This is a genomic window from Streptomyces sp. ISL-66 (genome assembly GCF_018614135.1).
Lineage (GTDB): Bacteria > Actinomycetota > Actinomycetes > Streptomycetales > Streptomycetaceae > Streptomyces.
Map to the genome: position 1 here is coordinate 1 of NZ_JAGGOW010000216.1, position 18003 is coordinate 18003.

General features: G+C 73.2%; 22 protein-coding genes. 18 read left to right on the plus strand and 4 right to left on the minus strand.

The genetic code is table 11. From position 1 onward, the window contains the following. Positions 1-107 precede the first annotated feature (107 nt). The 3 genes from J7E97_RS33345 to J7E97_RS33355 are packed head-to-tail and all read left to right on the plus strand — an operon-like array spanning position 108 to position 2675. Complete coding sequence (locus J7E97_RS33345; protein ID WP_215035074.1) at positions 108-1097, plus strand: ABC transporter ATP-binding protein; 990 nt, start codon at positions 108-110, stop codon at positions 1095-1097. Then, the gene (locus tag J7E97_RS33350) at positions 1094-1918 is read left to right on the plus strand and encodes an ABC transporter permease (protein WP_215035038.1); all 825 of its coding nucleotides are present in this window, start codon (positions 1094-1096) and stop codon (positions 1916-1918) included. The genes J7E97_RS33345 and J7E97_RS33350 overlap by 4 nt, the downstream gene beginning before the upstream one ends. Positions 1919-1967: 49 nt before the next feature. Beyond that, a complete protein-coding gene (locus J7E97_RS33355; protein ID WP_215035040.1) occupies positions 1968-2675 on the plus strand; it encodes a hypothetical protein in 708 nt (235 codons plus the stop codon). A 79-nt stretch (positions 2676-2754) separates the two neighbouring features. On the opposite strand, the gene ybaK is transcribed toward J7E97_RS33355, so the two are convergent. Genes ybaK through J7E97_RS33370 form a run of 3 tightly spaced genes read right to left on the minus strand, consistent with a single transcriptional unit; the run spans position 2755 to position 5619 of the window. Further along, a complete protein-coding gene (gene ybaK / locus J7E97_RS33360; protein WP_215035042.1) occupies positions 2755-3243 on the minus strand; it encodes a Cys-tRNA(Pro) deacylase in 489 nt (162 codons plus the stop codon). Continuing rightward, complete coding sequence (locus J7E97_RS33365; protein WP_215035044.1) at positions 3243-3980, minus strand: LON peptidase substrate-binding domain-containing protein; 738 nt, start codon at positions 3978-3980, stop codon at positions 3243-3245. Before J7E97_RS33365 ends, ybaK begins: the two co-directional genes overlap by 1 nt. A gap of 34 nt (positions 3981-4014) precedes the next feature. After that, entirely contained in the window at positions 4015-5619 is a 1605-nt protein-coding gene (locus tag J7E97_RS33370) for an oxidoreductase (RefSeq protein ID WP_215035046.1), read from the minus strand. Between the two features lie 146 nt (positions 5620-5765). Between J7E97_RS33370 and hisD the strand changes: the two genes are divergently transcribed. Genes hisD through J7E97_RS33415 form a run of 9 tightly spaced genes read left to right on the plus strand, consistent with a single transcriptional unit; the run spans position 5766 to position 12742 of the window. Further along, positions 5766-7088, plus strand: coding sequence for a histidinol dehydrogenase (gene hisD, locus J7E97_RS33375; protein WP_215035047.1), 1323 nt, complete (start codon positions 5766-5768; stop codon positions 7086-7088). After that, on the plus strand, positions 7085-8257 hold the full coding sequence (locus J7E97_RS33380; protein ID WP_251055557.1) for a histidinol-phosphate transaminase: 1173 nt from the start codon (positions 7085-7087) through the stop codon (positions 8255-8257). Before hisD ends, J7E97_RS33380 begins: the two co-directional genes overlap by 4 nt. Continuing rightward, complete coding sequence (gene hisB / locus J7E97_RS33385; protein ID WP_215035049.1) at positions 8254-8847, plus strand: imidazoleglycerol-phosphate dehydratase HisB; 594 nt, start codon at positions 8254-8256, stop codon at positions 8845-8847. The genes J7E97_RS33380 and hisB overlap by 4 nt, the downstream gene beginning before the upstream one ends. A 1-nt stretch (position 8848) precedes the next feature. After that, positions 8849-9016, plus strand: coding sequence for a hypothetical protein (locus tag J7E97_RS33390; RefSeq protein WP_215035051.1), 168 nt, complete (start codon positions 8849-8851; stop codon positions 9014-9016). After that, positions 9013-9663 (plus strand): imidazole glycerol phosphate synthase subunit HisH, encoded by a 651-nt coding sequence (gene hisH, locus J7E97_RS33395; RefSeq protein ID WP_215035053.1) that lies wholly within the window; start codon positions 9013-9015, stop codon positions 9661-9663. The genes J7E97_RS33390 and hisH overlap by 4 nt, the downstream gene beginning before the upstream one ends. Further along, positions 9663-10400, plus strand: coding sequence for a bifunctional 1-(5-phosphoribosyl)-5-((5-phosphoribosylamino)methylideneamino)imidazole-4-carboxamide isomerase/phosphoribosylanthranilate isomerase PriA (priA, locus tag J7E97_RS33400; RefSeq protein WP_215035055.1), 738 nt, complete (start codon positions 9663-9665; stop codon positions 10398-10400). The genes hisH and priA overlap by 1 nt, the downstream gene beginning before the upstream one ends. After that, positions 10397-10801, plus strand: a complete 405-nt coding sequence (locus J7E97_RS33405; RefSeq protein ID WP_215035057.1) for a RidA family protein — start codon at positions 10397-10399, stop codon at positions 10799-10801. The genes priA and J7E97_RS33405 overlap by 4 nt, the downstream gene beginning before the upstream one ends. Next, on the plus strand, positions 10798-11553 hold the full coding sequence (gene hisF, locus J7E97_RS33410) for an imidazole glycerol phosphate synthase subunit HisF (protein ID WP_215035059.1): 756 nt from the start codon (positions 10798-10800) through the stop codon (positions 11551-11553). Before J7E97_RS33405 ends, hisF begins: the two co-directional genes overlap by 4 nt. Positions 11554-11578: 25 nt before the next feature. After that, positions 11579-12742 (plus strand): MFS transporter, encoded by a 1164-nt coding sequence (locus J7E97_RS33415; protein ID WP_251055559.1) that lies wholly within the window; start codon positions 11579-11581, stop codon positions 12740-12742. Between the two features lie 76 nt (positions 12743-12818). Here the strand turns inward: J7E97_RS33415 and J7E97_RS33420 are convergent, their stop codons facing one another. Continuing rightward, the gene (locus tag J7E97_RS33420) at positions 12819-13451 is read right to left on the minus strand and encodes a TIGR03085 family metal-binding protein (protein ID WP_215035061.1); all 633 of its coding nucleotides are present in this window, start codon (positions 13449-13451) and stop codon (positions 12819-12821) included. Positions 13452-13535: 84 nt separating this feature from the next. Between J7E97_RS33420 and hisI the strand changes: the two genes are divergently transcribed. From hisI to trpC, 6 genes are all read left to right on the plus strand, one after another. Next, positions 13536-13901 carry a phosphoribosyl-AMP cyclohydrolase gene (hisI, locus tag J7E97_RS33425; RefSeq protein WP_215035063.1) on the plus strand — a complete coding sequence of 122 codons (366 nt, stop codon included), beginning with the start codon at positions 13536-13538 and terminating at the stop codon, positions 13899-13901. 17 nt (positions 13902-13918) lie between these two features. Then, positions 13919-15424 carry an anthranilate synthase component I gene (locus tag J7E97_RS33430; RefSeq protein ID WP_215035065.1) on the plus strand — a complete coding sequence of 502 codons (1506 nt, stop codon included), beginning with the start codon at positions 13919-13921 and terminating at the stop codon, positions 15422-15424. A gap of 14 nt (positions 15425-15438) precedes the next feature. After that, on the plus strand, positions 15439-16116 hold the full coding sequence (locus J7E97_RS33435; protein ID WP_215035067.1) for a TIGR02234 family membrane protein: 678 nt from the start codon (positions 15439-15441) through the stop codon (positions 16114-16116). A 96-nt stretch (positions 16117-16212) separates the two neighbouring features. Next, a complete protein-coding gene (locus J7E97_RS33440; RefSeq protein ID WP_215035068.1) occupies positions 16213-16464 on the plus strand; it encodes an HGxxPAAW family protein in 252 nt (83 codons plus the stop codon). 50 nt (positions 16465-16514) lie between these two features. Further along, positions 16515-17054 (plus strand): DUF2752 domain-containing protein, encoded by a 540-nt coding sequence (locus J7E97_RS33445; protein WP_215035070.1) that lies wholly within the window; start codon positions 16515-16517, stop codon positions 17052-17054. 162 nt (positions 17055-17216) lie between these two features. Next, positions 17217-18003, plus strand: a 787-nt coding sequence (gene trpC, locus J7E97_RS33450) for an indole-3-glycerol phosphate synthase TrpC (RefSeq protein WP_215035072.1), incomplete at its 3' end; no start/stop codon positions are given.

The window sequence follows — 18003 nt, forward strand, 5'->3', positions numbered from 1 at the left end:
GGCCCCGGCGGCCCCGGCAGCCGAGTAGGGGCGGCAACCCCGTAGGCTGCTCCCTCGTGAGAACGGGCACAGCACAGGCTGAAACGGGCACGGCAGCGGCCGCGGGACTGGCCTCCGACGTGGTCTGCGCGGTGCGTGACCTGGTCAAGACGTATCCCGCGGTACGGGGACGGCGCGGGGCCCCGGCCCTGCCCGAGACCCGAGCCACCGACGGGATCTCCCTGGACGTGCGGCGCGGCGAGATCTTCGGCCTGCTCGGCCCCAACGGAGCCGGCAAATCCACCCTGGTCCGCCAGCTCACCGGGCTGATGCGGCCCGACGCCGGTTCGGTGACCCTGCTCGGCCACGACCTCGTGCGCCACCCCGAGCGGGCGAGCCGGCTGCTCGCCTACCTCGGGCAGGAATCCACCGCCCTCGACGAGCTCACGGTGTCGCTGGCGGCCGAGACCACCGGCCGGCTGCGCGGACTGGGACTGCGGGACGCGCGGGCCGCGCGGGACTCCGTACTGGAGGAGCTCGGGCTGACCGGGATCGCCGGGCGGCCCCTGAAGAAGCTCTCGGGCGGGCAGCGGCGCATCGCGTGCTTCGCCGCCGCCCTGGTCGGGGAGCGGCCGGTACTGGTCCTCGACGAACCCACGACCGGCATGGACCCGGTGGCCCGGCGGGCCGTCTGGGCCGCCGTCGACCGGCGCCGCGCGCGGACCGGGACCACCGTGCTGCTGGTCACCCACAACGTCATCGAGGCGGAGACGGTCCTCGACCGGGTCGCCGTCATCGACCAGGGCCGGGTCATCGCCTGCGACACGCCGACCGGGCTCAAGGCCCGGGTCTGCGACGAGGTCCGCCTGGAGCTCGTGTGGCGCACCGCCCCGCCGCTGGAGGTACCGGAGGTCGCCGCACTGGCCGCGGCGGCCGTCGAATCCGGGCGCCGCTGGGTGCTGCGCCTCGGGCAGGACGAGGCGCGGGCGGCGGTGGCCGCCGTGACCGGGGGCCCCGCCTTCGCCGCCCTCGACGACTTCTCGCTGGCGACGCCGAGCCTGGAGGACGTGTACCTCGCACTGGGCGGGCGTACGTCGAAGGGACTGGTGAAGGCGTGAGCGCCACCGCCGCCGCAACCGCCGCCACCGCCGTCACCGGCGCCGCTCCCGCCGCCGTGAGCGGCGAAGGGGTGCTGGCCCCGCGGGCCCGGTTCTTCCCGGCGCTCGCCGCCGTCTACCGCGCGCAGCTGTCGCGGGCACGCGTCTCGCGGATCCCGCTGCTGTTCGTGGCCACCTTCCAGTCGGTCGGGATCATGATCCTGATGCGGGGCGTGGTCGACGGGGGCTCGGAGGCGCGGGCCGTGGTCGCCGGGTCGTCCGTGCTGGTCGTCGCCTTCGTCGCGCTGAACCTGCTCGCGCAGTACTTCGGGCAGCTGCGGGCGAGCGGCGGCCTGGACCACTACGCCACCCTGCCGGTGCCGCCCGCCTCCGTGGTGCTGGGCGCCGCCGCCGCGTACGCCTCCTTCACGCTGCCGGGCACGCTGGTGACGGCCGTCTTCGGGTCCGTGCTGTTCGGACTGCCCATGAGCGGGCTGTGGATCCTGGCTGCCGTGGTGCCGCTGGCCGGCGCCGCGCTCGCCGGACTCGGCGCCGCGCTCGGGCTGCTCGCCCCGCGGCAGGAGCTGGCCACCCTGGCCGGACAGCTGGGCATGTCCGCGGCGCTGCTGCTGGGCGTGCTGCCGCCCGAGCGGATGCCGCAGGTCATCGTCTGGGCGCGGGACCTGCTGCCGTCCACGTACGGGGTGGAGGCCTTCGCCCGTACCTTCGAGCCGCACCCGGACTGGGCGGCCGTCCTCCTCGACCTCGGGATCTGCGCGGCGGTGGGCGTCCTGTCGCTGGCCGTGGCGACCTGGGCGTACCGTCGGGCGGTGGTCCGCTGACACCGGTGGCGGTCGATCCCCCTCGTACGGGACCTGGCACGATGGGGGAGTGACCGAAGCCGTGACCTCTTATGACCAGCCCGACAAGCCGCCGCTGCCGTCGGCTTCGCCCTCGTCCGAGCCCGCCGTCTCCGCCGCCGACATCCGCGACGGGGCCGCCATCACCCTCGTGGTGGGCGTGTCCGGCGTCCTGCTCGCACTGCTGTGGGCGTGGCTGGCGCCCCGCGTCCAGTACGTCTCCAACGGCGAGGCCGTGTTCCTGAAGAACACCGAGAGCGAGGCGCGCATCGGGGCCGACGCCACGTTCTTCCTGCTGTCGGCCGGGCTCGGCGTGCTGAGCGCGGTGGCGGTGTTCCTGTGGCGCCGCCGCGGGGGCGTCCCGCAGGGGGTCGGGCTCGCGGTCGGCTCGGCCTTCGCCGCGCTGCTGGGCTGGCGCCTGGGCCTGTGGCTGGGCCCCTCCTCGGACCTGGCCGCGGTGGCCCGCCGGATGGGGAAGGGAGTTCCCTTCGATGCTCCGCTGGAACTGATGGCCCACGGGACGCTGCTCGCCTGGCCCATGGCCGCGGTGATCGTCCACCTCGCGCTGACGGCCCTGTGGGGCCCGCGCGATCCGGCGCCGACGATGTCGATGACCTGGACCCCAGGCTCCTACGCGGCGCAGGCGCAGGCCGCCGACCCGGCCCCCGGCAGCCCGGCTCCCGCCGACCCGGCGACGCACGCGCCGGAACCCGCCGCGCAGGAGCCCCCGCGCCCCTGATCCGCTCCGGGCCGCGGGCGGGCCGTCTCCGGGGCCGCGGGCGGACGGCTGCGGGGCTACGGGCCGGCGGTCTGCGGGGCTACGGGCGGGCGATCGGGGACAGTGAGGCCGTCGTGAGGGCGGCCAGGTCCGACGGGGCGAGCTCGAGCTCCAGGCCGCGGCGGCCCGCCGACACGCAGATCGTCGGGAAACCGGACGCCGAGGCGTCCAGGACCGTCCGCAGGCGCCTGCGCTGGCCCAGCGGGGAGATCCCACCCAGTACGTAGCCCGTGGCGCGCTCCGCGAGCGCCGGATCGGCCATCCCGGCGCGCTTTCCGCCCACCGCGGCGGCCAGCGCCTTGAGGTCGAGGCTGCCCGAGACCGGGACCACCGCCACCACCAGCGAGCCGTCCACGTCGGCCAGCAGCGTCTTGAAGACCTGGGCCGGACAGACGCCGAGGGCCTGGGCCGCCTCCTCGCCGTAGGACGGGTGCGCCGGATCGTGCGCGTAGGCGTGGACGGTGAACTCTGTGCCCGCCGCCGTCAGCGCCGCGATGGCCGGGGTGCCCGCCGGCTTCTTCTTCACCATCAGTTCGGGCTCGTCGGCGCGCGCGTCAGATCCACCGCCGGCAGCGACGGGAGGTGGCGGATGACCGCCGTCTCCGCGCGCAGCAGTTTGAGCTCCTCCGCGAGGCGGGTCGCGATGTCCGGGGCCTGGAGGAGACGCTGCTTCGCCGGGATGTCCAGCACCGCCGCCGCCGCGATCAGGTACGAGACCACCGACGGCTCGTCGGGCAGGTCCGCGGCGGTCAGGGACCGCTCGCGGGCTCCCGCCAGCCGTTTCTGGTAGGTGCGGAACGCCCGCAGCACGCCCTCCGCCAGCGCGCCCGCGCCCTCGCCCGTCTCCTCCGGGAGCTCTTCCAGCTCCGCGGTCAGGAACGGGCCGGTCGCGTCGACCGACAGCAGGCGGACCCGGACCGTACCGGTCGCCATCACCTCGAAGCTGCCGTCCTCGCGCTCCCGGATCGACGCCGCGTCCGCGATGCAGCCCACCCGGTGGAACGCCTGGATCGGATCCGCGCCGAAACCGGCCGCCGGGCCGCGCTCGGGCACTGACGTCTGGTCCGGCAGGCCGGGCGAGGTCGGGGCGACCTCCCGCCCGTCGCGGATCGCGACGACCGCGAAACGGCGCGGCTCGTCCTCGCCCGCCTTCAGCAGCTCGCGCATCATGGCGCGATAACGCTCCTCGAAGATGTTCAGCGGGAGGACGAGTCCCGGGAACAGCACCGAGTTCAGGGGGAAGAGTGGCAGGCGAACGGTGGTCACGAGGCACAGGGTAGTGGCCGGGGGCCCGGAGCCGTCACCCCCGCCTCAGCAGGCGGGACGCGCCCGCCGCCACCGTCGTGGCCAGGATCCACCCCAGGATCACCAGCGTCGCCGCGCCCCACTGCCAGCCGCCCTTCAGATCCCACTGGTCCTGCTGGCCCAGATCGATCACCGGGAGCAGCAGGTCCAGGGCGAACAGCGGGGCGTTCCAGTCGGGGTGCTCCTCGGCCTTGATCGGCGCCGGCGGCGCGTGCAGGGAGAACAGCAGCGCCCCCGCCGCCCACAGCACGGCCATCCACAGGGCCGCCCGCCCCGGCCGGTAGCCGTAGCCCACCGTCCAGTCCTGGAGCCGGGCCCACGCGCGCGGCCCCGGCGGCAGCGTCGCCCGCCGGCGCCGCTGCTTGGCCAGCAGCACCTCGCGGGCGTCCGCGTCCTCGCCCGAGGCCCGCAGCACGGCGGCGAGCCGCTCGTACGGCTCGGGCGAGTACTCGGGCGTGGCCGCCTCGAGCCACTCCAGGCGGCGGGCGAAGGGGAAGTGCCCCCGGGGTGCGAGGTTCTCGTAGCCGAACCCCTCCAGGGAGACGCGGCCCGGACCGGGCCAGCTCGTGGAGGTGTCCACCAGCTTGACCACCCGCGCCCCCGACACCACCACCCGCCCCAGCTCCGGCCGCTCGCCCACGAACCGCAGCTCCGGGGTGTGGATCCGGCGCAGCGAGACCTCCTGGTCCTCGGTGAGGACGAAGCGGGCGCCGTAGAAGTCGACGGCGTCGCCGAAGCGGCCGTCGTCCAGGCGCAGCCCGCCCCGGCACTCGAAGTGCCGCGCCCGCTGCCCGCGTGCCGGGGTGAGGCCCAGCCCGTACGGGGGAGTGGAGGAGGAGTCGAAATCGCCCGCGGTGTAGGCCTGCGCGATCGAGGTCAGGTACAGGGTGCGCTCGACGGTGAGCTGCGGCGCGTTCAGCGCGCGCCGCCCGTACGGGTTGCTCAGGCGCGCCCCGCGCAGGTTCATGGACACGCCGACCTTGGCGCCGCGCAGGCTCACCTCCCCGTACGTCCGCAGCAGCTCGCCCTGGAAGTCCTGCGCGACCGACATCCCGTCGCCCGCCACGGCCCGGCCCTTGGTGTCCCGCTGCACCACCGCCTCGCTGATCAGCAGGTCGGTGCCGATCTGCGCGTCGGTCAGCCGGATCCCGCGCGCCACCCGGCAGCGCGGCAGGTGCAGATCGCCCTCCGTGTGCAGACGGGCCGCGTCCAGCCGGGGGATCGCGCAGTTGACCAGGCGCAGCGTGCCGAAGCGGGTCTCGGAGAGCTGGATCTCGCCGTCGAAGCGGCAGGACTGGAGTTCCACGTACGGCTCGACCGTGCCCCCGGACAGGTCGAGCCGGCCGGTGATCCGTACCCCGCGCAGTTTCAGCGAGGCGACGCGGCCCGGGACGGGGCCGGGCCCGTGGAGCAGCAGCAGGGCCACGATCCGCGCGCGGACGCTGCGCTCGGGTCCCCAGGCCGTATCGGCGTGCGGATCGTCCCGGTCGGCCGCGCGGGCGCTGAAATCGCAGACGCTGCCGGTGCGGTACGCGCTCCACATCCGCTGTTCGGGGCCGGTGAGATCGGCCGGTTCCCCGTCCGGGCGTACTTCGGCCATGGCGGCCCCCCTCCGCTGTCGCGGCGGACGTCACCGCGATCACCCGAACGCTAGAGGGCGGCCGTGACATCCGGGAACGTCCGTGGCGTGTATCAGCCAGTGATACGGACGAACGGTGGCGCGAGGCGGTCTGAGAGAATTGGGAGGTGATCTCTCGTATCGACCTGCGCGGTGACACCCTCCCCGAGGGTGGCGCCCTGCGCGATCTGCTGCCCCGTGCCGAGTTCGACGTAGAAGCTGCCCTGGAGAAGGTGCGGCCCATCTGCGAGGACGTCCATCATCGTGGGACGGCGGCGCTGATCGAGTACGCGCAGAAGTTCGACGGAGTCACCCTCGACCAGGTCAGAGTGCCCGCAGAGGCGATCGCGACCGCCCTCGAACAGCTCGACCCGGCCGTCCGCGCGGCCCTGGAGGAGTCGATCCGGCGCGCCCGGATCGTGCACCGCAACCAGCGCCGCACCCAGCACACCACCCAGGTGGTCCCCGGCGGCACGGTGACCGAAAAGTGGGTTCCGGTGGAGCGCGTGGGGCTGTACGCCCCGGGCGGCCGCTCGGTGTACCCGTCCTCCGTCGTCATGAACGTCGTGCCGGCCCAGGAGGCGGGCGTCGAGTCGATCGCGCTCGCGTCCCCGCCCCAGGCCGCGTTCGACGGTCTGCCGCACCCGACGATCCTCGCCGCGTGCGCGCTGCTCGGCGTGGACGAGGTGTACGCGGCCGGCGGCGCCGTGGCCGTCGCGATGTTCGCGTACGGCACCGAGGACTGCCTGCCGGTCAACATGGTGACCGGCCCCGGCAACATCTGGGTCGCCGCCGCCAAGCGCTACTTCACCGGGAAGATCGGCATCGACACGGAGGCCGGCCCGACCGAGATCGCCGTCCTCGCCGACTCCACCGCCGACCCCGTGCACGTCGCCGCCGACCTGATCAGCCAGGCCGAGCACGACCCGCTGGCCGCCGCCGTCCTGGTGACGGACAGCGAGGAGCTCGCGGCCGCCGTGGAGAAGGAGCTGGAGCCGCAGGTCGCGGCCACCAAGCACGTCGAGGACCGGATCAAGCCCGCGCTGGCCGGCCGCCAGTCCGCGATCGTGCTGGTAGACAGCCTGGAGGACGGCCTCAAGGTCGTCGACGCGTACGGCGCGGAGCACCTGGAGATCCAGACGGCCGACGCGGCCGCCTGGGCCGCCCGCGTGCGCAACGCCGGCGCGATCTTCGTCGGCCCCTGGTCCCCGGTCTCGCTCGGCGACTACTGCGCCGGTTCCAACCACGTGCTGCCCACCGGCGGCTGCGCCTGCCACTCCTCCGGCCTGTCCGTGCAGTCCTTCCTGCGCGGCATCCACATCGTCGACTACACGCGCGACGCCCTCGCCGAGGTCACCCACCACGTGGTGACGCTGGCCGAGGCGGAGGACCTGCCCGCGCACGGCGCGGCCCTCAAGGCACGTTTCGGCTGGAAGGTTCCGCAGGCATGACCGACAACACCGCCGGCGCCGCCGGCCCCGGCGCCGCCGGCCCCGGCGCCGACGACACCGCGGCCCTCGGCATCGACGACCTCCCCATCCGCGACGAGCTGCGCGGGAAGACCCCCTACGGCGCCCCGCAGCTCGACGTCCCCGTCCAGCTGAACACCAACGAGAGCCCGTACGGGCTCCCCGAGGAACTCGTCGCCCGCATCGCCGAGCGCGTCTCCGAGGCCGCCCGCACCCTCAACCGCTACCCCGACCGGGACGCGGTGGAGCTGCGCACCGAGCTGGCCGCCTACCTCACCCGCAGCTCCAAGCACGCGGTCGCGCGGGAGAACGTATGGGCCGCCAACGGCTCCAACGAGGTCCTCCAGCAGCTGCTGCAGGCCTTCGGCGGGCCCGGCCGCACCGCGATCGGCTTCGAGCCCTCGTACTCGATGCACGCGCTGATCGCCCGCGGCACCGGGACGGACTGGATCTCGGGGCCGCGCCGGGACGACTTCACCATCGACGTGGAGGCCGCCGAGCAGGCGATCGCCGCGCACAAGCCCAACGTCGTCTTCATCACCTCGCCCAACAACCCCACGGGCACCGCGGTCGAGGCGGAGACGGTCCTGGCCCTCTACGAGGCCGCGCAGGCGGCCGGGCCCAGCCTGGTCGTCGTCGACGAGGCCTACGTGGAGTTCAGCCACCGGGACTCGCTGCTCCCCCTGATCGAGGGCCGCCCGAACCTGGTGGTCTCCCGGACCATGTCCAAGGCCTTCGGCGCGGCCGGACTGCGCCTGGGCTACCTGGCCGCGCACCCGGCCGTGGTCGACGCCGTACAGCTCGTCCGGCTGCCGTACCACCTGTCGGCCGTCACCCAGGCGACCGCGCTGGCCGCCCTGGAGCACACCGACACCCTGCTCGGCTACGTCGAGCAGCTCAAGGCCGAGCGGGACCGCCTGGTCACCGAGCTGCGCGGGATCGGCTTCGAGGTCACCGAGTCCGACGCGAACTTCGTGCAGTTCGGCCGGTTCGAGAACTCCCACACCGCCTGGCAGAAGATCCTCGACCAGGGCGTCCTGGTCCGGGACAACGGCGTACCGGGCTGGCTGCGGGTCACCGCGGGCAGCCCGGCCGAGAACGACGCGTTCCTGGAAGCGGTTCGCGCACTGAAGAAGGAGCAGCACGCATGAGCCGCATCGGACGGGTCGAACGGACCACGAAGGAGACCTCGGTCCTCGTCGAGATAAACCTCGACGGCACCGGCAAGGTCGACGTCTCGACGGGCGTGGGCTTCTACGACCACATGCTCGACCAGCTCGGCCGCCACGGCCTCTTCGACCTCACCGTCAAGACCGAGGGCGACCTGCACATCGACAGCCACCACACCATCGAGGACTCCGCGCTCGCGCTCGGCGCCGCCTTCAAGCAGGCCCTCGGCGACAAGGTCGGCATCTACCGCTTCGGCAACTGCACCGTGCCGCTCGACGAGTCCCTCGCCCAGGTGACCGTCGACCTGTCCGGCCGCCCGTACCTCGTGCACACCGAGCCCGAGAACATGGCGCCGATGATCGGCTCGTACGACACCACGATGACCCGGCACATCTTCGAGTCCTTCGTCGCGCAGGCCCAGATCGCGCTGCACATCCACGTCCCGTACGGCCGCAACGCCCACCACATCGTGGAGTGCCAGTTCAAGGCGCTGGCCCGGGCCCTGCGCTACGCGGCCGAGTTCGACCCCCGCGCCGCAGGCATCCTGCCCTCCACGAAGGGTGCCCTCTAGCGTGAACGGGCTCAACACGATCCTGATCGTCCTCGGCCTCTTCCTGGCCGGCGGCGTCTACTCCTTCCAGAAGCAGAAGATGCCCCTCTCGGTCGTCATCCTGCTCGCCATCGGCTCCGTGATGTGCCTCGCCGCCGGAGTCCTGCGGATCCAGGGAATTTGGGAATGAGCGCAGTCAGCCCCACCAAGAAGGTCGTCGTCTTCGACTACGGCTTCGGCAACGTCCGCTCCGCCGAGCGCGCCCTCGCGCGCGCCGGCGCGGACGTGGAGATCACCCGCGACTACGACAAGGCCATGGACGCCGACGGACTCCTCGTCCCCGGCGTCGGCGCCTTCTCCGCCTGCATGCGGGGCCTCAAGGACGCGCGCGGCGACTGGATCATCGGCCGCCGCCTCTCCGGCGGACGCCCCGTCATGGGCATCTGCGTCGGCATGCAGATCCTCTTCGAGCGCGGCATCGAGCACGGGGTGGAGACTCCGGGCCTCGACGAGTGGCCCGGCACGGTCGGCCCGCTCAAGGCCCCGATCGTCCCCCACATGGGCTGGAACACCGTGGAGGCCCCCGCCGACAGCCAGGCCTTCGCCGGCCTGGACGACGACGCCCGCTTCTACTTCGTGCACTCCTACGCGGCCCACGAGTGGTCCCTGGAAGTCACCAACCCGCTGATCCGCGCCCCCAGGGTCACCTGGGCCACGCACGGCGAGCGGTTCGTCGCGGCGGTGGAGAACGGGGCCCTGTGGGCCACCCAGTTCCACCCCGAGAAGTCCGGGGACGCCGGCGCCCAGCTCCTCACCAACTGGATCGAGACCCTCTGATGACCGTGCCCGCAGCGAAGCTGGAACTCCTCCCCGCGGTCGACGTCCGCGACGGTCAGGCCGTCCGCCTCGTACACGGCGTGTCCGGCAGCGAGACCTCCTACGGCTCCCCGCTCCAGGCCGCCCTCGCCTGGCAGGCCTCCGGCGCCGAGTGGCTGCACCTGGTCGACCTGGACGCCGCCTTCGGCACCGGTGACAACCGCGCGCTCGTCGCCGAGATCACCGGCGCCATGGACATCAAGGTCGAGCTGTCCGGCGGCATCCGCGACGACGCCTCGCTCGCCGCGGCCCTCGCCACCGGCTGCACCCGCGTCAACCTCGGCACCGCCGCCCTGGAGACCCCAGAGTGGGCCGCCAGGGCCATCGCCGAGCACGGCGACCGGATCGCGGTCGGCCTCGACGTGCGCGGCACCACCCTCAAGGGCCGCGGCTGGACCAGCGAGGGCGGGGACCTCTACGAGACCCTCGCGCGCCTGGACTCCGAAGGCTGCGCCCGGTACGTCGTCACCGACATCGGCAAGGACGGCACCCTCACCGGCCCCAACCTGGAGCTGCTGAAGAACGTCTGCGCCGCCACCGACCGGCCCGTCGTCGCCTCCGGCGGCATCTCCAGCCTCGACGACCTGCGGGCGCTGGCCGCCCTGGTCGGCGACGGGGTCGAGGGTGCGATCGTAGGCAAGGCCCTGTACGCCAAGGCGTTCACGCTCGAAGAAGCCCTGAAGGTGGTCTCCGCATGAGTTCCGAGAACAACTCCGACGTCCGGCGCATCTCTTCCGGCGGCCCGTACGAGGACGTCATCGGCTACTCCCGGGCCGTGCGGCTGCCCACCGGGCTGGTCCTGGTCTCCGGTTGCACCGGGGCCGACGCGGGCGGCCCGTACGACCAGACGATCAAAGCCTTCGACGCGGCCTTCAAGGCGCTGGAGCAGGCCGGACTCGGCCCCGAGCACGTGGTCCGCACCCGGCTGTACCTCACGCACGCCCGGGACGTGGAGGAGGTCGGCCGCGCCCACAAGGAACTGTTCGACAAGATCCGCCCCGCCTCGACGATGATCATCGTCAACGGGTTCGTCGAGCCCAGCATGGTCGTCGAGGTGGAGGTCGAGGCCTTCGGCCCGGTCGCGGGAGGCTCGGAATGACCCTCGCCGTACGGGTGATCCCCTGCCTGGACGTCGACAACGGCCGGGTCGTCAAGGGAGTCAACTTCCAGAACCTGCGCGATGCCGGCGACCCGGTCGAGATGGCCAAGCTCTACGACGCCGAAGGCGCCGACGAGCTCACCTTCCTCGACATCACCGCGTCCTCGGGCAACCGCGAGACCACGTACGACGTGGTGCGCCGCACCGCCGAGCAGGTCTTCATCCCGCTGACCGTGGGCGGCGGCGTACGCACCGCCGACGACGTGGACAAGCTGCTGCGGGCCGGAGCCGACAAGGTCGGCGTGAACACCGCCGCCATCGCGCGGCCCGAGCTCATCCAGGAGATCGCGGAGCGCTTCGGCCGCCAGGTGCTCGTGCTGTCCGTGGACGCGCGCCGCACCGCGTCCGGCTCCTTCGAGGTGACCACCCACGGCGGCCGGCGCAGCGCCGGCATCGACGCCGTCGAGTGGGCGCACCGGGCGGCCGAACTGGGCGCCGGGGAAATCCTCTTGAACTCGATGGACGCGGACGGTACCAAGGACGGCTACGACACCGAGATGATCGCGGCCGTGCGCAAGCACGTCACGGTTCCGGTGATCGCCTCGGGCGGCGCGGGCAGGCTCGCGCACTTCCCGCCGGCGATCGCGGCGGGCGCCGACGCGGTCCTCGCGGCGTCGGTGTTCCACTTCGGAGACCTGCGCATCGGGCAGGTCAAGGAAGCGCTGCGGGAGGCGGGCCACCCGGTCCGCTGAGGTTCGTTCGCCGGGGGGGCCCGCGTTGAAACCGAACGTCTGGCGGGACGCCAACGTCCTGCGCTGGCTGGCCGCCTACGGGGCGTCGCTCGTCGGGGACGGGATCTACTTCCTCTCCCTCGGCTGGACGGCGGCCCAGACGGCCGGGCCGGCGCAGGTCGGCGTGGTCATGGCCGTCGGCGCGGTGCCGCGGGCGTTGCTCATGCTGGGCGGCGGGGTCGTCGCCGACCGCTTCGGCCCGCGGCCGGTCGTCATCTCCTCGGACGCCGTGCGCTGTGCGGTGATCCTGGCGCTGGCCCTGCTGGTGGCGTTCACCACCCCGGGCCTGTGGGTGCTGGTCCTCGTCGCACTCGTCTTCGGCATCGTGGACGCGCTGTTCATGCCGGCCGTCGGCGCGCTGCCGCCGCGGATCGCCGGGCCGGGACAGCTGATCCGGGTCCAGGGGCTGCGCAGCCTGGCCGAACGCGTCGGCCACACCGCCGGACCGCCGGTGGCCGGCCTGGCGATGGGCCTCGGCGGCCCGGCGGCGGCCTTCGGGGTCGCGGCGGCGCTGTTCGGGATCTCGCTGGTGCTGCTGGTGACGGTACGGATCTCGCCGTTGGCGGGGCCGTCCCATCCGGCCGCGGGGGCTCCGCAGCCCGCGCAGAGCCCCTGGCGTCAGCTTCGGTCGGGGCTCGGGTACGTCCGGCGGCACGGGCTGATAGGCCCGCTGGTGCTGTCCGGGGCGCTCAGCCAGATCGGCACGTCCGCGCCGATGACGCTGGGGCTGATCCTGGTCTGCGAGGAGCGCGGCTGGGGGCCGGGCGGGGTCGGCTGGATCATCGGCGGCATGGGCGTGGGCGCGGCGTCCAGTGCGCTGGTCCTCACCCTCGTGCCCAGGTTCCCCCGGGCCGGCACGGTCCAGAACCTCACCCTGATCATCGGATCGGCGGGCATCGGCGGGCTGGTCCTGGCGCCGGGCCTGGCGGTGGCGGTCGCGCTGGCCGTGCTGACGGGGCTGGTCTGCGGGATCTGCGGAGGCCTCGCCGTCGCCCTGATCCAGACGGCCACCGATCCCTCGTACCTGGGGCGGGTCAGCTCGGTGATGGCCTTCACGGCGGTGGGGCTGGCGCCGCTGGCGTACCCCGTCTTCGGCTTCGCGGCCGGACTGTGGGGGTCACGCCGGTGTTCCTCGCGGGTGCGGCGGTGAGGATGGCCGGGGCCGTCGTCGGCACCGCGGCACCCGCGGTCCGCCGCGCGGAACTCGCCTTCGGCTGACGCCGGGGTCAGATGCCCAGCCGGGCCACAGTGAGTCGCGCGATGGCTTCCTTCGGGCCGTCCAGCTCCACCGCGGCGGAGTCCTGGCGGCCGAAGCAGAACAGGGTCAGTTCGCCCGGCTCGCCGGTGACCGTCACCACCGGTGCGCCCTTGTGCGCCACCGCCGTCTGGCCGTTCGGGCGGCGCAGCACCAGGCCCACCGGGGAGCGGCGGCCGGTCAGGCGGGCGAGCTTCTCCAGGCGGGACCACAGGGAGTCGGAGAAGACCGGGTCCAGCGCCCGCGGGGACCAGTCCGGCTGGGCGCGCCGGACGTCCTCCGCGTGGACGTAGAACTCCACCGCGTTCGCCACCTCGTCGAGCTGCTTGAGGGAGTACGGCGACAGCTTCGGCGGACCCGTGCGGATCAACTGGATGAGCTCCTCGTACGGCTTGGCCCCGTACTCCTCCATCGCCTTGTCCAGGCGGGTCTTCAGGACGTTCAGCAGCAGCCCGCCCGCCGCGTCCGGGCGGCGCTCCCGGACGACCACGTGGGCGGCGAGCTCCCGCGTGCGCCAGCCTTCGCACAGCGTCGGCGCCTGGGGGCCGGCCGACTCCAACAGGTCGGCAAGCAGCAGTCGTTCACGCTTCGCATGGGTAGACATGCCTGCCAGCCTACGGCCGGAACCCGCCTCGTGGCTGCTCATCAGGCGGACAGGGATCCGTGATCAACGCCCCGGCGCGGCACAATGGCATCCATGAGTACGTCCTCCCTCGATCCCGCCGTCGCCGCCCGCCTCAAGCGCTCCGCGGACGGTCTGGTCCCGGCCATCGCCCAGCAGTACGACACCGGCGAGGTGCTCATGCTCGGCTGGATGGACGACGAGGCCCTGCACCGCACCCTCACCACCGGACGCTGCACGTACTGGTCGCGCAGCCGCCAGGAGTACTGGGTGAAGGGCGATACTTCCGGCCACTTCCAGCACGTGAAGTCCGTGGCCCTGGACTGCGACGCCGACACCCTCCTCGTCCGGGTGGACCAGGTCGGCGCGGCCTGCCACACCGGCGCCCGGACGTGTTTCGATGCCGATGTCCTGCTCAGCGACGCCGACTAGCTAGGTAGTTTCACGCAATGGATCTTGAGACGTTCCGCAAGCTCGCCGCAGACCGCCGCGTCGTTCCCGTCAGCCGCAAGCTGCTGGCCGACGGGGACACCCCGGTGGGCCTCTACCGGAAGCTGGCCGCCGAGCGCCCCGGCACCTTCCTGCTGGAGTCCGCCGAGAACGGCCGCTCCTGGTCGCGGTACTCCTTCGTGGGCGTGCGCTCGGACGCGACCCTGACCGTCCGCGACGGCCAAGCCCACTGGATCGGCACCCCGCCCGTCGGCGTCCCCACCTCCGGGGACCCCCTCGACGCCCTGCGCCTGACCATCGAGGCCCTGCACACCCCCCGCGACCTCGCCTCCGGGATGCCCCCCTTCACCGGCGGCATGGTCGGCTACCTCGGCTACGACATCGTGCGCCGCCTGGAGCGCATCGGCGAGCACACCACCGACGACCTGCGGCTGCCCGAGCTCACCATGCTGCTCACCTCCGACCTGGCCGTCATGGACCACTGGGACGGCACCGTCCAGCTCATCGCCAACGCGATCAACCACAACGACCTGGCCACCGGGGTGGACGAGGCGTACGCCGACGCGGTCGCCCGGCTCGACGCGATGGAGGCCGACCTGGCCCGCCCCGCGCCGTACGTGCCGGCCCCGCTGCCCGCCGCCGAGGTGCCCGGTTTCGAAGACGGCACGGTCTCGGTCCTGTGGGGCGGTGAGAAGTACCGGGCCGCCGTCGAGGACGTCAAGGAGCGGATCCGGGCCGGCGAGGCCTTCCAGGTGGTGCCCTCGCAGCGGTTCGAGACCCCGTGCCGGGCCTCCGCGCTCGACGTCTACCGGGTCCTGCGGGCCACCAACCCGTCCCCGTACATGTACCTCTTCCGCTTCGAGAACGGCTTCGACGTGGTCGGGTCCAGCCCCGAGGCACTGGTCAAGGTCGAGGACGGCCGGGCGATGGTCCACCCCATCGCCGGCACCCGGCACCGCGGCGCCACCCCGCAGCGGGACCACGAGCTCGCCGAGGAGCTGCTGGCGGACCCCAAGGAGCGCGCCGAGCACCTCATGCTCGTCGACCTGGGCCGCAACGACCTGGGCCGGGTCTGCGAGCCGGGCTCCGTCGAGGTCGTCGAGTTCATGAAGATCGAGCGGTACTCGCACGTGATGCACATCGTCTCGACCGTCACGGGCCGCGTCGCCGAGGGCAACACCGCCTTCGACGTCCTCACCGCCTGCTTCCCGGCCGGCACCCTGTCCGGCGCGCCCAAGCCGCGCGCCATGCAGATCATCGAGGAGCTGGAGCCCACCCGCCGCGGCCTGTACGGCGGCTGCGTCGGCTACCTGGACTTCGCCGGGGACTCCGACACCGCCATCGCCATCCGCACCGCGCTGCTGCGCGACGGCAAGGCGTACGTCCAGGCGGGCGCCGGAGTCGTCGCGGACTCGGTGCCCGAGCTGGAGGACGCGGAGTGCCGCAACAAGGCCGCCGCGGTGCTGCGCGCCGTCGCGGCGGCGAACCGCCTCCACGACGCCTGAGCGGGTAGGGGATAGTGGGGTGCGTGAGTGCCGTACCCCCGCCCCGAACCGATGAAGACGCCGCCGCCTCCGGGCCCGAGGCTCCGCGTGGCCGGGGCGGCGGCCGCCGCAGCGTGGCCGTCGCCCTGCTGCTCGGCGCGCTCGGAGCCACCGTCGTCCTGCTCGCCTCCGGCCGCGTCTGGGCCCGGGGCACCGCCGCCATCGGCGGCGGCTCGCTGCCGCTGAGCGCCGACGGGCGGGCCGTCACGGGCGTGCCCGCCGCCCTGGCCATCGTCGGGCTCGCCGCCCTGGTCGCCGTGTTCGCCGTACGCGGCAAGGGCCGGATGCTGGTCTCGGCGCTGCTCGCGCTGAGCGGCCTCGGCGCGGCGCTGTCCGCGCTGGCCCACGCCGACGGCCGCCGGGCCCTGGACGAGGCCGCCGCCCGTACGACGGCGGACACGGCCGCGCACGTGGCCGGACTGACCCAGACGGCGTGGCCCTACGTGACGGCGGGCGGCGCGGCGCTGATCCTGGTGGCCGGAGTGCTCGCCCTGTGGTGCGGGCACGCCTGGCCCGCGATGGGCGGCCGCTACGAGCGCGACGGCGGCCCCGACCGGCCACGGTCGCGGAAGGCGGCCGTGGTGGACCCGGACCGGCCCGAGGACCTGTGGAAGGCTCTGGACCGGGGCGAGGACCCGACCGGGACCCCGTGAAGCCCGCGGCCCTCCGGTACGGGACAATGACCATCGAGCGTTCGACACAGCACGTGCGGCGTGCGACAGAGCACACCCGAGTACGAGGAGCAACTCATGGCGGGCACTAGCCACGGACACACCCCGGCCGCCTGGACCGGTGTCATCATCGCCTTCATCGGTTTCAGCGTCTCCGGCGCCTTCATGGTGCTGGCGAACCCGTGGGGCTTCTGGGCCGGCCTCGTCGTCGTCGCGCTCGGCGGTGTCGTGGGCCTGGCGATGAAGGCCGCGGGCATGGGCGCGCCGAAGGCCGTCCCCACCGACCTCTCCAAGGTCATCGCCGCCAACCGCATCGCCGCCAAGGTCTGAGCGGGACGCGGATTCGAAAGGCGCGGCCCCTTCGGGCTGCGCCTTTTGTCATGAGCGGAGAGAATCAGCAGGTGGACGCCTCTCGCACTCCCGACCTCGCGCCGTCGGCGCCGCCGGAGCCCTCGGCGCCCCCGCCGCCGTCCGTTCGGCCTCCCGCGCCGCCCTCCGCCGATGGGGGGCCGGAGCCCGTCTCCCGGGCCCGGCGCCTGGCCTCCCCGGCGCTCACGCTGGCCGCGGCCGCCGCGGCCATGGCGTACGTGGGCACCGTCGACCCGAACGAACCAGGCCACTATCCGCTCTGCCCGCTGTTCCGGCTGACCGGGGTGCTCTGCCCCGGCTGCGGCGGTCTGCGCAGCGCGCACGCGTTCGCCCACGGCGATCTCCCGACGGCTCTCGGGGCGAATGCCCTGGCCGTCCTCGGCTACTTCCTCTTCGCCGGCTTCGTGGTCCTGTGGCTGGTCCGCGCCTACCGCGGCGGACCGGCCCCGAGGCTCGTCATGAGGCCTCTGTACTGGTGGGGCACGGGCGTGGCGGCCCTGCTCTTCTCGGTCGTCCGCAACCTGCCCGCAGGCTCTTTCCTCGCGCCCTGAGGTATAGGTGAAGTAAAGATTCCGCATGTCCATTTACTGGGACGCCGTCAACCGCGTGCGGAGGGCAAGGCGTCCTGCGGATACCATTTGAACTGCTGACCTTGCAGTTGTACGTGTCTGCAAGGCGGCCGACCGTCATCGACCCGGAAGGGGGCCGCTCGCGTGAGTGTGCTCGACGAGATCATCGAAGGGGTCCGCGAAGACCTTGCCGAACGGCAGGCGCGCGTCAGCCTCGACGAGCTCAAGGAGCGTGCCGCCAAGGCGCCCCAGGCCAAGGACGGCGTCGCTGCCCTGCGCGGCGACAGCGTCAAGGTGATCTGCGAGGTCAAGCGCTCCAGCCCGTCCAAGGGTGCGCTGGCCGCCATCGCCGATCCGGCCGGGCTCGCCGCCGACTACGAAGCGGGCGGTGCGGCGGTCATCTCCGTCCTCACCGAACAGCGTCGTTTCGGCGGTTCGCTGGCCGACCTGGAGGCCGTCCGCGCCCGCGTGGACATCCCGATCCTGCGCAAGGACTTCATCGTCACGGCGTACCAGCTGTGGGAGGCCCGCGCCTACGGCGCCGACCTCGTGCTGCTGATCGTCGCGGCCCTGGAGCAGGAGGCCCTCGTCTCCCTCATCGAGCGGGCCGAGTCCATCGGGCTCACCCCGCTCGTCGAGGTCCACGACGAGGACGAAGTGGAGCGCGCGGTCGCCGCCGGTGCCAAGATCATCGGCGTCAACGCCCGCAACCTCAAGGACCTCAAGGTCGACCGCTCCACCTTCGAGCGCGTCGTCGGCGAGATCCCGGCCCACATCGTCAAGGTTGCCGAGTCCGGCATCCGCGGGCCGCACGACCTGATCGCCTACGCCAACGAGGGCGCCGACGCCGTCCTCGTCGGGGAGTCCCTGGTGACCGGCCGCGATCCGAAGGCGGCCGTGGCCGACCTCGTCGCCGCCGGCGCCCACCCCG

Coding starts and splice junctions, on each gene's coding strand:
- J7E97_RS33445 (WP_215035070.1), top strand. CDS start 16,515: ATGAGCGGAGAGAATCAGCAGGTGGACGCCTCTCGCACTCCCGACCTC.
- J7E97_RS33405 (WP_215035057.1), top strand. CDS start 10,397: ATGAGTTCCGAGAACAACTCCGACGTCCGGCGCATCTCTTCCGGCGGC.
- hisI (WP_215035063.1), top strand. CDS start 13,536: ATGGCATCCATGAGTACGTCCTCCCTCGATCCCGCCGTCGCCGCCCGC.
- hisB (WP_215035049.1), top strand. CDS start 8,254: ATGAGCCGCATCGGACGGGTCGAACGGACCACGAAGGAGACCTCGGTC.
- hisF (WP_215035059.1), top strand. CDS start 10,798: ATGACCCTCGCCGTACGGGTGATCCCCTGCCTGGACGTCGACAACGGC.
- J7E97_RS33380 (WP_251055557.1), top strand. CDS start 7,085: ATGACCGACAACACCGCCGGCGCCGCCGGCCCCGGCGCCGCCGGCCCC.
- ybaK (WP_215035042.1), bottom strand. CDS start 3,243: ATGGTGAAGAAGAAGCCGGCGGGCACCCCGGCCATCGCGGCGCTGACG.
- J7E97_RS33420 (WP_215035061.1), bottom strand. CDS start 13,451: ATGTCTACCCATGCGAAGCGTGAACGACTGCTGCTTGCCGACCTGTTG.
- hisH (WP_215035053.1), top strand. CDS start 9,013: ATGAGCGCAGTCAGCCCCACCAAGAAGGTCGTCGTCTTCGACTACGGC.
- priA (WP_215035055.1), top strand. CDS start 9,663: ATGACCGTGCCCGCAGCGAAGCTGGAACTCCTCCCCGCGGTCGACGTC.
- J7E97_RS33440 (WP_215035068.1), top strand. CDS start 16,213: ATGGCGGGCACTAGCCACGGACACACCCCGGCCGCCTGGACCGGTGTC.
- J7E97_RS33430 (WP_215035065.1), top strand. CDS start 13,919: ATGGATCTTGAGACGTTCCGCAAGCTCGCCGCAGACCGCCGCGTCGTT.
- J7E97_RS33370 (WP_215035046.1), bottom strand. CDS start 5,619: ATGGCCGAAGTACGCCCGGACGGGGAACCGGCCGATCTCACCGGCCCC.